At 60.6% G+C, this 15,134-nt stretch carries 13 protein-coding genes; 3 read left to right on the top strand and 10 right to left on the bottom strand.

Annotation, left to right across the window (positions count from 1 at the left end):
- Positions 1–35: 35 nt before the first annotated feature.
- A complete protein-coding gene (locus ACSQ3J_RS15270) occupies positions 36–1,097 on the bottom strand; it encodes a pyridoxal-phosphate dependent enzyme (RefSeq protein WP_436039460.1) in 1,062 nt (353 codons plus the stop codon).
- Positions 1,098–1,174: 77 nt separating this feature from the next.
- Entirely contained in the window at positions 1,175–1,648 is a 474-nt protein-coding gene (locus ACSQ3J_RS15265) for an Lrp/AsnC family transcriptional regulator (protein WP_436039458.1), read from the bottom strand.
- Positions 1,649–1,769: 121 nt separating this feature from the next.
- Here ACSQ3J_RS15265 and ACSQ3J_RS15260 point away from each other — a divergent pair, with 121 nt between their 5' ends.
- Positions 1,770–2,384, top strand: a complete 615-nt coding sequence (locus ACSQ3J_RS15260; RefSeq protein WP_436039456.1) for a glutathione S-transferase family protein — start codon at positions 1,770–1,772, stop codon at positions 2,382–2,384.
- 9 nt (positions 2,385–2,393) lie between these two features.
- On the opposite strand, the gene ade is transcribed toward ACSQ3J_RS15260, so the two are convergent.
- From ade to ACSQ3J_RS15245, 3 genes are all read right to left on the bottom strand, one after another.
- On the bottom strand, positions 2,394–4,091 hold the full coding sequence (gene ade / locus ACSQ3J_RS15255) for an adenine deaminase (protein WP_436039454.1): 1,698 nt from the start codon (positions 4,089–4,091) through the stop codon (positions 2,394–2,396).
- Between the two features lie 191 nt (positions 4,092–4,282).
- Positions 4,283–5,389 (bottom strand): branched-chain amino acid ABC transporter substrate-binding protein, encoded by a 1,107-nt coding sequence (locus ACSQ3J_RS15250; protein WP_436039452.1) that lies wholly within the window; start codon positions 5,387–5,389, stop codon positions 4,283–4,285.
- A 282-nt stretch (positions 5,390–5,671) separates the two neighbouring features.
- Positions 5,672–7,000 (bottom strand): aspartate aminotransferase family protein, encoded by a 1,329-nt coding sequence (locus tag ACSQ3J_RS15245; RefSeq protein WP_060505792.1) that lies wholly within the window; start codon positions 6,998–7,000, stop codon positions 5,672–5,674.
- Positions 7,001–7,265: 265 nt separating this feature from the next.
- Here ACSQ3J_RS15245 and ACSQ3J_RS15240 point away from each other — a divergent pair, with 265 nt between their 5' ends.
- Together ACSQ3J_RS15240 and ACSQ3J_RS15235 are read left to right on the top strand one after the other, a co-directional pair.
- Positions 7,266–9,533 carry a glycoside hydrolase family 9 protein gene (locus ACSQ3J_RS15240; RefSeq protein WP_244482311.1) on the top strand — a complete coding sequence of 756 codons (2,268 nt, stop codon included), beginning with the start codon at positions 7,266–7,268 and terminating at the stop codon, positions 9,531–9,533.
- Complete coding sequence (locus ACSQ3J_RS15235; protein WP_060505791.1) at positions 9,530–10,675, top strand: Gfo/Idh/MocA family protein; 1,146 nt, start codon at positions 9,530–9,532, stop codon at positions 10,673–10,675. The genes ACSQ3J_RS15240 and ACSQ3J_RS15235 overlap by 4 nt, the downstream gene beginning before the upstream one ends.
- Here ACSQ3J_RS15235 and ACSQ3J_RS15230 read toward each other — a convergent pair.
- The 5 genes from ACSQ3J_RS15230 to choW all read right to left on the bottom strand — a co-directional run bounded on the left by ACSQ3J_RS15230 (position 10,670) and on the right by choW (position 15,078).
- Positions 10,670–11,743, bottom strand: coding sequence for a Gfo/Idh/MocA family protein (locus ACSQ3J_RS15230; protein WP_436039450.1), 1,074 nt, complete (start codon positions 11,741–11,743; stop codon positions 10,670–10,672). The genes ACSQ3J_RS15235 and ACSQ3J_RS15230 overlap by 6 nt on opposite strands.
- A gap of 148 nt (positions 11,744–11,891) precedes the next feature.
- Positions 11,892–12,233: an ArsR/SmtB family transcription factor gene (locus tag ACSQ3J_RS15225; protein ID WP_060505789.1), complete on the bottom strand. Its 342-nt coding sequence runs from the start codon at positions 12,231–12,233 to the stop codon at positions 11,892–11,894.
- Positions 12,234–12,353: 120 nt separating this feature from the next.
- A complete protein-coding gene (locus ACSQ3J_RS15220) occupies positions 12,354–13,097 on the bottom strand; it encodes a HugZ family protein (protein ID WP_060505788.1) in 744 nt (247 codons plus the stop codon).
- Positions 13,098–13,180: 83 nt separating this feature from the next.
- On the bottom strand, positions 13,181–14,230 hold the full coding sequence (gene choV / locus ACSQ3J_RS15215; RefSeq protein ID WP_060505787.1) for a choline ABC transporter ATP-binding protein: 1,050 nt from the start codon (positions 14,228–14,230) through the stop codon (positions 13,181–13,183).
- Positions 14,227–15,078, bottom strand: coding sequence for a choline ABC transporter permease subunit (gene choW, locus ACSQ3J_RS15210; protein ID WP_037098811.1), 852 nt, complete (start codon positions 15,076–15,078; stop codon positions 14,227–14,229). The genes choV and choW overlap by 4 nt, the downstream gene beginning before the upstream one ends.
- Positions 15,079–15,134: the final 56 nt, after the last annotated feature.

Here is a 15,134-nt window from a genome sequence, read left to right as displayed (position 1 = left end):
GGGATGACATCGAGAGATGCCATCCGTGGCACCGGTTATCCTTCATCCGGCAGCAGGCGGGCTACCAGACTGCGGGCAGCGGCGAGGTCGAGGGCACGGTCAAGGACGATGGCGTCGGGATGCGCCTCCGTCGCCACCAGAAGCACGGTGCTGGAGGCGGTAAGGCCTGCCAACTCCCGGAGACCCTCCTTGTTTGCCACATGTAGCAACCCTGCAAGACCGGCACTGCCGGATGGCGTGGTTTGGATGCCCGCTTCCTCATGCAGAAGTGTGGCTGCCTGCAAAAGTGCAGCTTCGCTGACAAGCACCGGCAGGGGATCATGCCGCCGCAGGATCGCCAGTGCCGGCGCCGATGCCTCGCCACAGGCCAGCATCTCGGCGCATGTGTGCAGCGATCCGGCGATGCGCACCACGTGTCCGGCCGCAAGGGCCGGTGCCACGCACGCTGCCTGCTCTGGCTCGACAATGGCAAGCCTGGCCGCCGGCAGCCCTTCCGCCATGGCGGCGGCAAGGCCGCCCACACCCGCCTGGACGAACTGATGGGAGACGGTGATGCCGATGGCTGCAAGTTGAGCATTGATCTCGCTGGTCATCGTTGCGTAGCCGGACATCACGTCGCGAACGATCGGGTCGTTCACATCGGCACTGGTATCCGGCACCAGGACGCCATCGACGCGGGCCGCCTCAGCGGCGGCATCCACCGCATTGTCATAGGTTCCCGCGACCCAGTAAACCGACGTGCCGAGCGCCAGGATGCGCTCTGCCCGCGAGCGTGGAACGCTGTGATGCAGGTATATCGTTGCAGGCGCGCCAGCGATTTTGGCCGCTGCCGCGACAGCCAATCCATGGTTTCCATCGCTGGCACAGATCAGGCGGGGCAGATCGCCGCGTTTCCGCAACTGGGCAATCGGCGTTCCAGTCACGCGGGCCAAGGCGCGCAGCGCCGCCGTCATGCCGCCCAGAATCTTGAAATTGCCAAAGGGTCGACTGCTTTCGATCTTGACGAGAACGCGCCCGACACCGGCGCGTTGGGCGAGGGACGGGCAGTCCGCGAGCGCCGTTGCGGTGGCGGGAACCTGAGGGGGAAAATGTGTCATGGGCAGAGTATGGTGCATCGCCATGCGGTAAAACCGCAGAGATAGTCGCATAGGCGCTGAAAAACTGTTTTTTGCGACTAGTCATCATCCAGAGCAACGGGAATGACCAAGCCGCGTTTGATGACGCCGAGCGCCACATTGGTGGTGAAGCGGCGGACATTGGCGTTTTCGGCGATCAGCCGTGACATCAACGTATCATAGGCATCCACATCAGGTGCGGTGACGATCAGCACGAAGTCCGATCCGCCGGTGATGTAAAAGGCCTGCTGGATCATCGGTTCGTTCGCCAGCCAGCGGCGCAGCTGGGCAAGAAGCTCCGGCCGTTCCCGCTCGACATCCAGCGCAACGATGAAAAATGTCGGCCTGCCCACCTGTTTGGGGTCCACCACCGCAATGTCGCGCTGGATAATTCCTGTCTCGCGCAGCCGCTTCAACCGCCGCTGGATCGCGGAAACGGAGAGCGGCACGGCGGCAGCAAGCTGTTCGGCGGTCTGGGAGGCGTCTTCCTGCACCAGGTTGAGCAAATGTCGGTCGAAGCGGTCGAGGTTCATGGAGGCATAGTACAGCCCCGAAACGCGGATAAAAAGCGATCTTGCGTCACTCAACGCGGCAAGACGGCGCGGCGATGCCTTAAACCTACCCGAGTGGACCAGATACTTTGGAATTATGTCAATGAAGCTTCTTTATCAGACTCATTCGCCCTTTGCCCGCAAGACGCTGGTCTTCGCGCATGAAGTGGGGATTGCTCATCAACTGGTTGTCGAGCATCACGAAACCAGCCCGACAAACCCCAACGCCGAGGTTTTCAATAGCAATCCGCTCGGAAAAGTGCCTGTTCTCCTGCGCGACGGCGTATCGCCGTTGTTCGATTCCGATGTCATTTGCGCCTATTTCGATACATTGCACGAGGGGCCATCGCTTTTCCCTGCCGACACCGAACGTCGATGGGCGGCACTGCGTTTGCAAGCCTTGGCTCAGGACATGGCCTATGCGGGTATCGGCATCCGCTGGGAAACGGCCCGGCGTCCCGAACATCTGCGCTATCCCGAGCTACAGGCAGGCTACGAACGAAAGCTCTTTGAAAGCTATCGTTGGCTGGATCGGGAAATCCAGGGCGACGAGCCTTTGCATATCGGCCATATCGCCGTTGCAACGACACTGGACTGGCTTGCCTTCCGGCACCTGCCACCGTTTCGGGCACACGCCAATCTTACTCGCTGGTTCGATGCGTTTGCACAGCGGCCGTCGATGCTGAAGACACCGCTTTCCGGCGAGACCCGGGACTAGAGAGCCACCTCAGCTGATCAGCGTAAACTTGTCGACATCCACCAGCCCCATGTCCGAAATCTTTAGATGCGGGATAACGGGCAGGGGCAGGAACGCCAGTTGCAAGAAGGGCTCCTGCAGCGTTGCCCCGAGCGCGAAGGCGGCCTGGCGCAGATGATGCAGTGTGTCGCGCACGCTCTCATATGGCTCAAGGCTCATAAGGCCAGCGACCGGCAGCGAGATTTCGCCGGTGACCTTGCCATCCTCGACGACAACGAAGCCGCCCTTGATCTGGCCGAGCCGGTTGGCGGCCAGCGCCATATCGTCCTCGTTGACACCGACGACGCAGATATTGTGGCTGTCATGGCCGACGGTCGAGGCAATCGCACCCTTCTTCAAGCCAAACCCCTGGACGAAGCCATTGGCATGGTTGCCGTTGACGCCGTGGCGCTCGATGACGGCGACCTTGATAATGTCGCGGCCGAGATCGACACCGGCCTGATTGCCGGATGCCGGCAGCTTGTAGCGGCGGTGTTCGGTGATGATTTTTCCCGGCAAAACGCCGATGACGGAGGTCTCCCCCTCGGCGTAGGGCACGCCGAAATCGGCGGCATTGATATGGCCGGCCTTGACGCTATCGAGACCGACCGGCGCGACCGGGCGGCGGTTGGCAAACAGGGCGTCATTGACGAGACGGCCACCGGCAAGCACGGCTTCGGCTTTACAGTTTTCCAAGCTGTCGACGACCACCAGATCGGCGCGCCAGCCGGGGGCGACAAGGCCGCGGTCGCGCAGGCCAAAGGCGCGCGCAGCCGAGATCGAGGCGGCGCGGTAGACGGCGAGCGGTTCTACCCCTTTGGCGATCGCTTCGCGGATCATGTAGTCGAGATGGCCTTCTTCAGCGATGTCGAGCGGATTGCGGTCATCGGTGCAGAGTGCCAGGAACGGCGACAGCCGCTCGGTCAGGATCGGCATCAGCGCGTGCAGATCCTTGGAGACGGAGCCCTCGCGCACCAGGATATGCATGCCCTTGCGGATCTTCTCCAGCGCCTCAGCCGCAGTGGTGCATTCGTGATCGGTGCGAATGCCGGTGGAGAGATAGCCATTGAGATCAAGCCCGCTTAACAGCGGCGCGTGGCCATCGATATGGCCGCCCTGGAAGGCGTCGAGCTTGGCAAGGCAGACGGGGTCCTTGTGAATGACACCGGGGAAATTCATGAACTCCGCAAGGCCGATGACCTTCTCGTGGTTGCGGAAGGGCAGAAGCTTTTCGATTGGCAGGTTGGCGCCGGAGGTTTCCAGATGGGTGGCGGGCACACAGCTCGAGAGCTGCACGCGGATATCCATGATGGTTTCGCAGGCGGAATCGAGGAAATACTGGATGCCCGTGGTGCCGAGCACATTGGCGATCTCGTGCGGATCGCAGATCACGGTGGTGACGCCATAGGGCAGCACGCAGCGGTCGAATTCATGCGGGGTGACCAGCGAGGATTCGATGTGCAGATGCGTGTCGATGAACCCCGGTACGACGATCTTGCCGGTGATATCGATTTCGGTGGTGCCGGTGTAAGTGCCGTAGGTGCCGACGATGCGATCGCCGCAGATGGCGATATCGGAGGCAACGAGGTCGCCGGTCACCAGATCGAAGAAACGGCCGCCTTTGAGCACGATATCGGCCGGAATACGGCCGGTGCCCTGATCGATCAGCTGTTCAAGTTTTTCGCTCACGGGTGCCTGCCTCTTGGGTGCTTGTCTGAAATATTGCTCACCGGAGCATAGAGGCTGATCGCCATCATTGCATACCGGGATATACCAGATCGATGATTGTGACTGTGGATGGTGGCTGCGCTATGGCCGACGAACCCAGCAACAAACGAAATCGGGCGCCGAAGCGCCCGATCCGTCATTGATTGCTCTGCTTACTCGGCAGAAACGATCTTGCCGCCTTCCCACTTGTAGAGCGAGAAGCTCTGCGAGGTGAGGTCGCCGGTTTCGCCATAGGTGACGTCGCCGATGGCGGTCTTGATCGGTTCTCCGGTTTTCAGGGCAGCGGTGACGGCTGCGGCGTCTTCGGCGCTGCCGGCCTTCTCGATACCGGCCTTGATCACTTCAACGGCTGCATAGGCGTTGAGCGTAAAAGCTTCCGGCGGGATGTTGACGGCCTGAAGGGCTGCAACGGCTGCCTTCGAGCTGTCGTTCTTCAGAGCGTCGGCCGCGTTGGTGAAGACCGTGCCGGCACCTGCGTCTGCGCCGATAGCCCAGAATTCGGTGTTGGACAGGCCGTCGCCGCCGATGATCTGGATCTGAGCGCCGATATCATGCAGCTGGCGCACCAGAAGACCGGCTTCCGGGTGGTAGCCGCCGAAATAGAGCACGTCGACCTTTTCAGCCTTCAGGCGGGTGGTGAGCGCGCTGAGATCCTTGTCGCCGGGTGTCAGCGAATCGTTGAAGACTTCGGTTACGCCACCGGCGTTCAGCGTTGCCTTGAAGGAATCGGCCAGACCCTTGCCGTAGGCGCCCTTGTCGTTGAGGATGCCGATGCGCTTGTCCTTGAACTGCTTCAGGACATAGGCTGCTGCGACTTCTGCCTGCTGGTCGTCACGGCCGCATGTGCGCAGGATGGTGGCAAGGCCACGCTTGGTGAGGTCCGGCGTCGTCGCTGTCGGGGTGACCATCAGGATGCCGTTTTCAGCCAGAACGTCGGATGCCGGCATGGCAACGCCCGAGGTGACCGGACCGACGACAAAGCGGATGCCTTCGCCGACGATCTGGTTGGCTGCCGAAACACCCTGCTTGGGTTCGCCGGCGTCGTCAGCCAGCTTCAGGACGACCTGTTCGCCGAGAATGCCGCCATTCTTGTTGATCTGATCGACGGCAACTTGGGCGCCGTTCTTGACCTGGTCGCCATAGGCGGCGACGGGGCCGGTCAGCGGCGCGATCAGGCCGATTACGATCTCGGCATGGGCGAGCGGCGCAAAGACCAGCGAGGCCGCGAGCGTGGCGCCCGACAATGTCTTGAATTTCATCTTGCGTCTCCTTTGGTGGGTTTGTTCCCCGCAGTGCCAGCGCTTCGGCTGCCGGGCTGGGCGGGTGAGACCTGCCAGCCGGAAAGCAACGTCAGTTCTGTTGAGGTGTCCGCCTTCTGTGAACGGATCGATCCCATGCTTCTCGTCTATGAACCCCGCCCGGATTCCGCAAGGCGATTTTTTGGGCAAAGTGCAAAATAATTGTTCAGATATTGCGCCAGACGGGACCGGGACCTCTGGTCCGGCCCCGTCTGGATGATTTTACGATCGTATCTTGTTCGTTTATGCGTTGGCGATCAGCACTTTGCGGATGCCGTCGACCAGTTCGTCGATCTCGGCCTTCGAGATGATCAACGGCGGCGAAAGGGCGATGATGTCGCCGGTGGTGCGGATCAGATAACCGCTTTCATAGGCCTTCAGGAAGGCGGAGAAGGCGCGTTTCGTCGGCTCTCCGGCGATCGGTGCCAGCTCGATCGCGCCAATCAGGCCGATATTGCGGATGTCGATCACATGCGGGCAGTCGCGCAGCGAATGCAGCGCATCGCCCCAGTAGGACGCAAGCTCGGCGCCACGGGTGAGCAGGCCTTCATCGCGATAGGTGTCGAGTGTGCCAAGCGCTGCGGCGCAGGCGATCGGGTTGCCGGAATAGGTATAACCGTGGAAGAATTCGATCATGTGCTCCGGGCCGCTCATGAAGGCGTCATGGATTTCGCCAGTGACGAACACGGCGCCCATCGGGATGACGCCGTTGGTCAGGCCCTTTGCGGTGACGATCATGTCCGGCTTGACGTCGAAATACTGGGCTGCGAACGGTGTGCCGAGGCGACCGTAACCAGTGATGACTTCATCGAAGATCAACAGGATGCCGTGCTTCGTGCAGATGTCGCGCAGTTTCTGCAGATAGCCTTTCGGCGGGATGAGCACGCCGGTCGAGCCAGCGACGGGTTCGACGATGACGGCCGCGATGGTCGAGGCGTCATGCAGTGTGACGATGCGTTCCAGTTCGGTAGCGATATCGCCGCCATGCTCCGGCTCGCCCTTGGTGAAGGCGTTCTTGTCTGGAAAATGGGTGTGCGGCATATGGTCGACGCCGGTCAGAAGCGTGCCGAACATCTTGCGGTTGGAAACGATACCGCCAACCGAGATGCCGCCGAAATTGACGCCGTGATAGCCACGCTCGCGGCCGATCAGGCGGGTGCGCGAGCCCTGGCCCTTCACCTTGTGGTAGGCAAGCGCCACCTTCAGCGCTGTTTCGACCGATTCAGAACCGGAATTGGTGTAGAGCACATGCTCCATGCCTTCTGGCGCGATATCGATCAGGCGGTTTGCCAGTTCGAAAGCCTTCGGATGGCCAAGCTGGAAGGCGGGAGCATAGTCAAGCTCGCCAGCTTGCTGCTGGATGGCTTCGGTGATCTGCGGGCGACAGTGGCCGGCGTTGACGCACCAGAGGCCGGCCGTGCCATCGAGCACCTGGCGGCCGTCATGGGTCGTGTAGTGCATGTCCCTCGCCTTGACGAACATGCGCGGTTCTTTCTTGTACTGCCGGTTGGCAGTGAACGGCATCCAGAAGGCGCTGAGATCGTTCGGCGTGGCATTGAGGCGGTTCGACATCATGTTCTCCGTGGCGCGTACGGTCTGGCGGCCAAATCCAGTGGGTTTCGGTTAAATCTTTACCTGATGGTCAAACTATCAGGGCGCTTTTCGCGGTCAAGCCTCGGCCTGACGACGTCAGAACCTGGCGCAGATCGGCAATGCCCAAGTTTCGGCGGCCCGGAAACATTTGGAAACAGGGCTTGCATCCAATCTTTTCCGAAGGTTAACCTGTTTGCAGCAGAGTGGCGCCGCGTTCCCGCAACACGCGCTCAGGATAGATATTTTGCCAAAATTTGCAGCCAGCCTGATGCTCGCGCTTTTCGTCAGTCTACCAGCGCAAGCAGAAGCAGCAGACATGATTGCCGATGGCGCCTTTGAAAAGGGGCATGATGGCTTCTGGGCGGCTGGTGGAGTCGCGCTGGCGCGCGAGCATGGCAAGTTGTGCGCCGATGTCGAGGCGGGCGGTACCCCTTGGGACCGGCTGCTCGGTCTCAACGATCTTCAGTTCGAACCGGGAAAATCCTATCGCCTGACAATGGTGCTCGAAGCCAAGGACGCGCACACATTCCCGGTCACGATCCAGCGGAATGCCGAACCCTGGACGGCGCAGGCAACCTTCGAAGCCGGGACCAAGGCCGGGAAGGTGGAGTTTTCGGCCGCTTTCACGGCAACGGAGAAAGATCCGGCCCAGATCATCTTCCAACTGGGCGGAGCGCAAAAAACTTGGCGCGTTTGCCTGGATGATGTGGCACTGCGCGAAACAAAGCCTGACAGGCTCGAGGCAACCGCGCGAAAGACGATGTACGCGCTACCGGCACTGGTCAATCAAACCGGCTATTTTCTCGATGGGCCGAAGCGGGCGACGATCTTGTCGGAGGCGACCGATCCGTTGCCGTTCAAGCTGGAAGACGAAAATGGTGCCGCAATCGGCGAGGGGATGACGGCGCCTGCCGGTTTCGATCCGACGGTCGAGGCCAACACACAGATCGCTGATTTTTCGGCTTTTGCAACGGCAGGCGAGGGCTACCGCCTGGTCCTCGGCGGGAAGAAAAGCCTGCCGTTTTCGGTCGGCCACGATATCTATGGCAAACTGCGCGTCGATGCGCTGTCCTGGTTCTATCCGCAGCGCAGCGGCATCGAGATCAAGGGCGATATCGCTGGCGAGGCCTATGCACGGCCGGCCGGACATGTGCAGGAAAGCCCGAACCACGGTGATACGAAGGTAACCTGCCTGACAGGCAAGGTCGCCACCAAGCTCTATGGCAAGGACTGGACCTGCGACTATACATTGGATGTCTCTGGCGGCTGGTATGATGCGGGCGACCAGGGGAAATATGTGGTCAATGGCGGTATCGCCGTGTCGCAGCTCTTGAGTACGTTCGAACGCGGGCTGGTTTTCGGCGATGGGGCTTCGCCGGTTTTGAGCGACAGCCTGTCGCGCATTCCTGAAAACGGCAATGGCATTCCCGATATCCTCGACGAAGCACGTTGGGAACTTGAATTCCTGATGAAAATGATGGTGCCTGACGGTCAGCCGCTGGCCGGCATGGTGCATCACAAGGTTCACGATATCAAATGGACCGGGGTGCCAATGCTGCCACATCTCGATCCGGAACTGCGCGTGCTGCACCGCCCCTCGACGGCGGCAACGCTCAATCTCGCTGCTGTAGCGGCACAGGGCGCCCGGCTGTTTGCGACCTATGACAGGGAGTTTGCGCAACGCCTGCTCGCTGCCGGTCAGAAGGCATGGCTGGCCGCCGCCGCCCATCCCGCTCTCTTCGCGCCGGGTTCCGACGGCTTGCAGGGCGGTGGCGATTATGGCGACGACGACATTTCCGATGAAACCTATTGGGCGGCCGCCGAGCTCTATATCACCACGGGAGAAGCCCGCTATCTCACGGCGCTGAAAGCTTCGCCGCATTGGGCCGGACCGGTCTTTCCCGCCGTCGGCGCGTTCGATTGGCGCAGCGTAGCGGGTCTCGGCCGTCTCGATCTGGCGCTTTATGGCGACAATCTTGAGCCCGATGACAAGGCAATGGTGATGGCATCCGTTGTATCAGCTGCGCGGAATTTCCTCAGCCTGCAGGCAAAGGAGCCGTTCGGGCATATCTACCGGCCGGCCAACAATCGCTACGACTGGGGATCAAACCAGCTCATTTTGCAGAACATGATCGTTGTTTCCGCCGGCTATGACCTCACGGGCGAATTGCCGTTTCTCAATGGCGTGCGGGAAAGTATCGACTACATCCTCGGGCGCAACGCGATGAACACATCCTATGTTACCGGTTACGGCAGCGTCTTTGCCAAGAACCAGCATAGCCGCTGGTATGCCCATCAGGTCGATAAAACGCTGCCCAATCCGCCTGTCGGTACGCTGGCCGGCGGGCCGAATTCGACACTGGTCGATGATGTCGCGCGCGCGCGCCTGAAGGGCTGCGCACCACAGACCTGCTATATCGATGACATCATGGCCTGGGGCACCAACGAAATGACGATCAACTGGAATGCACCGCTGGTCTATATCGCCTCGTTCCTGGCGGATGCGCGATGAACGGACAGACGGGCATCGCTTTCATCGGCACGGGCTTCGTCGCCGATTACTACATGACGACGCTGGCCAACCACCCGCAACTGCAGCTGGCGGGTGTCTGGGACGTCGACCCCGATCGCTTAAAGCAGTTTTGCAACTACTGGAACGTTCGCGCCTATGCCTCTGAAGCAGAATCGCTTTCCGATCCTGCTGTCGTCATCATCGTCAACCTGACGACGCCGGAAAACCACCATGCCGTCAACCGGGCGGCGCTGCTGGCAGGCAAACATGTCTATTGCGAGAAGCCTCTGGCCATGACGGTCGATGAGGCGCGGGAGTTGGTATCGCTTGCTGCGGAGCGAGGTCTTATCCTTGCCGGCGCACCGGCCAATGCGCTCAGCGATGCCTGTGGTCATTGCGCCGAAATCCTCCGCTCCGGTGTCATCGGCACGCCACGTCTTGCCTATGCCGAGATGGAGGACGGACCCGTCTTTCGCGACAAATGGCAGGAATGGCGCAGCCGCTCTGGTGCGAAATGGCCGGCAGTGCACGAATTCGAAATTGGCTGCACGCTCGAGCATGCCGGCTATGCCGCAAGCTGGCTGGTGTCGCTGTTCGGACCAGTGTCGAATGTCGCGGCTTTTTCCGCGCTCACCTTTCCCAACAAAGGCCCGGGCACCGAAGGCCTTGACCTTGGCCCTGATTTTTCCGTTGGCTGCCTGACCTTCAAGTCGGGGCTTGTCGCTCGTTTGACCAGCGGTCTGGCGGCGCCACGGGACCGGTCGCTGACGATCGTCGGCGACAAGGGCACGATCGTCGTGCGCGATCTCTGGGACAATCGCTCGCCGGTCCATGTCGAACTGAGTGGTGGCAAGCGGCCGCTGCTGCATCGGCTGGTCGAGCGCATCGAGTGGCAGTTTCAGCGAAAGTTCCCGTTTCGGCTCACTGCCGGAAAACCGGTCGTCTATCCGCAGGCAGCGCAGAAGAACAGCCTGCCGGCCTATCCCTCACAGATCGATTTTGTCCGCGGGATTGCAGCGCAGGCGGACGCGATCAAGGCTGGCAACCGGCCGCTGTTTTCCGGCGAAACGGCATTGCATCTGACGGATATCGTGCTTGCGCTCAATGCCGGCAAGCGGGACCATACACCGACGGCGCTATGAAGGCGGCAGTGACCGGATAGTTTCGATGATGCGGAGTGCTTCGGCGCTGGCGCTGAGCGGCATTTCCGATTGCTGCTGTTGCCCTGCCAGGATGGCAAGGCTCACAGCCGCGATCTCGAACTGTAGCCCATCGCCGGGAAAGCCATGCCGATAGACCGTGAGGCCGGGCAGGGGCAGCCGGCGGGCCAACTTCCCGGCTGCGCGTGACAGGCGGCTCGACCCGGAAGGAACTGCAAGGTGATGGGCGATGCGGTTTCTCGTCAGGATGATCCGGTTTGCCCGCAGGAACGGAGCATCGATCACCAGGCTGCCGGTTTCGCCTTCGATGATGAAGCGATTGGTCCCATTGCGGTCGAAACCGCAGGACAGCCTTGCCTGGAAACCGTCATAACCGAGCGCGACATCCGCTGTCATATCGACACCCGTGGGTGCGGCCGACCAGCGCCCCGATATCGTCTGCGGCGAGCCGAACAGCGAGAGCGTGAGGGCGATCGGGTAGACACCCAGATCAAGCAGCGAGCCACCGCCGAGCGACGGTGCAAAAAACCGACTGCTGGCATCGAAGGTCTTGGCATAGGCGAGTTCGGCGCGGATGCCGGCGATGGCGCCGATCGTCCCATCGGCCAGAAGCTGCTTTAGATGATTGATCGCGGGCAGGAAGACAGTCCAGAGTCCTTCCATCGCAAAGGTCTGTTTTTCCGCGGCCAGGTCGGTGAGTGCCTGCGCCTCGGCTGCAGTCGCCACGAGCGGCTTTTCGATCAGTACGGGCTTTCCGGCGTTGAGTAGCGCCCGAGTCTGATCAAAATGAGTGGTGTTTGGCGTTGCGAGATAGACGGCATCGATCGATGGATCAGTGGCGAGGGTATTGATATCCGGGATGATGCGCAGTCCGCCGAAGCGGTTTGAAAAAACGGTGGCGGCCTCAAGCGTGCGCGAACAAACGGCAACCAGTGTTGCATTATCCGTCAGCCGTATGTCTTGGGCAAACGTCGTTGCGATGGAACCCGTACCAAAGACGGCCCATTTGAGGGAAGTTGCGGAAGGTGGATTTTGGGCAGTCATGGTCATGGCGCCGATACTGCAACGCCAAGTCTCAAAGTCGCGTAAACGTCATATGACAATCGCAACCGATCCATACTCCGGAGGCAAGCGCTTCCAGATGACAAGCCGGCGAGCGGCGAGACAGGACGGGGCCGGCAAGCGGCCCCGATCCGTATCAGGCGGTACGGCGCTGCGCGACCTTTTCAACCGCGCTGGTATCGTCGCCGTAGATTTCCTTCAAGGTTTTCAGAACTTTCAGTACTGCATCCGAAGAACTTGAATAATAGATCGTCTGAGCATCTCTACGGGTAGTCACGAGATTTTGGGCACGCAGCTTCGAGAGATGTTGCGACAGGGCAGATTGGCTGAGGCCGACCTGGTTTGCCAAGGCGCCAACGGCCATCTCTTCGTTCACAAGTGAACTGAGAATCAGCAGACGCTTTGGGTTGGCCATAGCCGACAGAAACTCCGCAGCTATTTCAGCCTTGCCGTGTTTCTGAGGAGAGATCGTTTGCATTCCATACTCCATGCGAAGTTCACATCACGCTTGGTTATGAATGTGAATAAGGGATAATTAGACGTGATGAATAAAAGGACAACTGCCTACTGCAAGAAATCGGGGTAAAAGTTCCCGTATTTAACGGTAAAGTTTTACCAGTGTGTCCCGTAACTCCCCTTTGGATTGCAGTGGGGCGTCGTATTCCAGTCGCTTGAGTTGATCGCCCGACACCAGATCGACCCCGCTGGCATCGAGACCGCAGATTTTCCAACCGGTTCCTTTTGCCTTGCAATAGAGCGCGGCATACTTGCTGGCTGCATCGGAGTGGTCGGAATTCATGTGGTCGATCGCGCCTGCTTCCATTGCGGCGAGATCGTCGATTGCCGGGGAACGGATCATCAGATCCTCGCCACTCAGGACATAGGCACGGCCAAAGCCGCCATTCATGCTGGCCTTGATTGGCATGAGGCGGAAGAATGCGAAATCTGGAAAGTCGACATAGAGCTGGGCCTTCGGATGGCGGCGGATGAAGCGCTCGCGGATACGGGCGTGAGCGTTGCCATTGCGCTCGACCTTTTCCGCTTCACATTGAACCGTCAGCCGCGCATGGGCGAGTGGATCACCCTTGCCGATTTCGCCGGTCAAGAGTGAGCAGCGCTGGTCTGCGGACAGGGCCTGCGTGTGGGCCGACAGGGCGGAAACCAGGATGACCGGCGTGCCATCGGTATCGATACCGACAAGCACACGGCTGACAAAGGGGAAACCGCCGCTGTCTGGCTCGATCACCGCAATGGCGGCACTGCGCGCGGAGCGCAGGATGATGCGGGCAAGCTTGCGCGCCTCGTCATCGGTTTCGCGCAGAACGGAAGGTTTGTCGGCCATAAGGTTGCCTCTTGTCTTGAATGCCAAACGCCCGGACATGTGTTGCCCGGGCGTCCTTTATAGCGACATCATGAGCAGAACAGTCAACTTTTGTTGCGATGCCGTGTCAGGCCTTCCACGACGTTCTGCGCATTGATTGTGCCGACGATGGCGCCGTTGTCGACGACGCCGATGCTGCCGGGCTGGCGCGACATCGCATCGAGGATGTCGATCAGCGGGGTGGTCGGTTTGGCTGTTGCCGAGACACCGGCCGCAGGCGCCGTGCGGCTGACGCCCTGGCTCATGACGTCCATCGCCGTCAGCATGGTGATCGGGTTCATGTGCTGGACGAAATCGGCAACATACTGGTTGGCCGGATTCTTGACGATATCTTGCGGCGTTCCGCACTGGATGATGCGTCCGCCTTCCATGATGGCGATGCGGTTGCCGATGCGGAAGGCTTCGTCGAGATCGTGGCTGACGAACAGGATGGTCTTCTTCAGACGCCGCTGGAATTCCAGCAACTCGTCCTGCAGGCGGGTGCGGATCAGCGGATCGAGTGCCGAGAACGGCTCGTCCATCAACAGGATCGGCGCACCAGTGGCAAAGGCCCGGGCAAGGCCGACGCGCTGCTGCATGCCGCCGGAAAGCTCCTTGACCTGACGTCCGGCCCATTTCGTCAGGTTGACCAGTTCCAGCTGTTCGGCAACGCGCTCCTTGCGTTCCTTGTCCGGCACGCCGGCCAATTCCAGCCCGAAGCCGACATTGTCTTCCACTGTGCGCCAGGGCAGGAGAGCAAACTGCTGGAACACCATCGAGACATCGTGCATGCGGAAGTCGCGCAGCGATTTCGCGCTGGTTTTATACGGATTGATTCCGCCGTGCCGGGTCTTTACCTGGACTTCACCGCGCACCACTGGCGCCAGTCCGTTGACGGCGCGCAAAAGGGTCGATTTGCCCGAGCCGGAGAGCCCCATCAGCACCAGGATTTCGCCTTCGGTGATCGTCAGCGACGCATCGGCGACACCGAGCACCAATCCGGTCGCAGCGCCGATCTCGTCGCGCGTCTTGCCCTGATCGACCATGGCGATGGCCGCTTCCGGCTTGTTGCCGAAGATGATATCGACATTCTTGAAAACGACGGCCTCGGTCATGCGCCTTCTCCTTCATCGGACGAACGGAACAGGCGATCGAGAATGATCGCGAGGATGACGATACACAGGCCGGATTCGAAACCCATGGCGATGTTGACGGTGTTCAGCGCCCGCACGACCGGTACGCCAAGACCGGCAGCGCCGACCAGCGCCGAGATGACCACCATCGACAGCGACAGCATGATGGTCTGGGTGAGGCCAGCCATGATCTGCGGCATGGCAAAGGGTAATTCGATCTTGCGCAGCACCTGCGATGGCGTCGCGCCAAACGAGACAGCCGCTTCCACCAGCGAGGGCGGGGTGGAAATGATGCCGAGGCGTGTGAGCCGGATCGGCGCCGGAATGGCGAAGATGACAGTGGCGATCAGGCCCGGCACCATGCCGAGGCCGAACAGCACGAGGGCAGGGATCAGGTAGACGAAGGTCGGGATGGTCTGCATCAGGTCGAGGATCGGCCGCATCACCGCGTAGACCCAGGCGCGCCGGGCGGCGGCGATGCCGAGCGGAATGCCGACGGCCATTGAGACGGCACTGGCGGCCAGCACCAGCGCCAACGTTTCCGTCGTTGCCTTCCAGTAGCCGAGATTGATGATCAACAGCAGGCCGAACAGCGTGAACAGGGTAACGCCGATCGAGCGGCGGAAATAGTAGGAAAGGGCGGTGACGATGGCCACGACGATCAGCGGATGTGGCGTCTGCAGAACCCAAAGGATCGCATTCACCACGCCGGCCAGGATCGCGGATACCTGGTCGAAAAAGCCGGTAAAATTGGTGGTGAGCCAGGTGAAGAAACTCTTCGCCCAGCCGCCGATGGGGATGCGTCGATCAGGGTTGGTTAGCCATTCCACGGGAAAATCGCCTGGTTCTTGGTGCCAATGATAGGAGCGGAAGCGCGTGGTTTGCG

Origin of the sequence: Rhizobium sp. LjRoot98 (assembly GCF_964252935.1) — a bacterium.
In the GTDB taxonomy this organism is placed as follows: Bacteria; Pseudomonadota; Alphaproteobacteria; order Rhizobiales; family Rhizobiaceae; genus Pararhizobium.
This window is presented reverse-complemented; position numbering and strand designations above follow the sequence as displayed.

What these genes read in the sequence shown, in the direction of transcription:
- ACSQ3J_RS15265 (WP_436039458.1), bottom strand. Translation starts at nt 1,648, where the DNA reads ATGAACCTCGACCGCTTCGACCGACATTTGCTCAACCTGGTGCAGGAA.
- ACSQ3J_RS15220 (WP_060505788.1), bottom strand. Translation starts at nt 13,097, where the DNA reads ATGGCCGACAAACCTTCCGTTCTGCGCGAAACCGATGACGAGGCGCGC.
- ACSQ3J_RS15245 (WP_060505792.1), bottom strand. Translation starts at nt 7,000, where the DNA reads ATGTCGAACCGCCTCAATGCCACGCCGAACGATCTCAGCGCCTTCTGG.
- ACSQ3J_RS15225 (WP_060505789.1), bottom strand. Translation starts at nt 12,233, where the DNA reads ATGCAAACGATCTCTCCTCAGAAACACGGCAAGGCTGAAATAGCTGCG.
- ACSQ3J_RS15250 (WP_436039452.1), bottom strand. Translation starts at nt 5,389, where the DNA reads ATGAAATTCAAGACATTGTCGGGCGCCACGCTCGCGGCCTCGCTGGTC.
- ACSQ3J_RS15260 (WP_436039456.1), top strand. Translation starts at nt 1,770, where the DNA reads ATGAAGCTTCTTTATCAGACTCATTCGCCCTTTGCCCGCAAGACGCTG.
- ACSQ3J_RS15235 (WP_060505791.1), top strand. Translation starts at nt 9,530, where the DNA reads ATGAACGGACAGACGGGCATCGCTTTCATCGGCACGGGCTTCGTCGCC.
- ACSQ3J_RS15270 (WP_436039460.1), bottom strand. Translation starts at nt 1,097, where the DNA reads ATGACACATTTTCCCCCTCAGGTTCCCGCCACCGCAACGGCGCTCGCG.
- ACSQ3J_RS15230 (WP_436039450.1), bottom strand. Translation starts at nt 11,743, where the DNA reads ATGACCATGACTGCCCAAAATCCACCTTCCGCAACTTCCCTCAAATGG.
- choV (WP_060505787.1), bottom strand. Translation starts at nt 14,230, where the DNA reads ATGACCGAGGCCGTCGTTTTCAAGAATGTCGATATCATCTTCGGCAAC.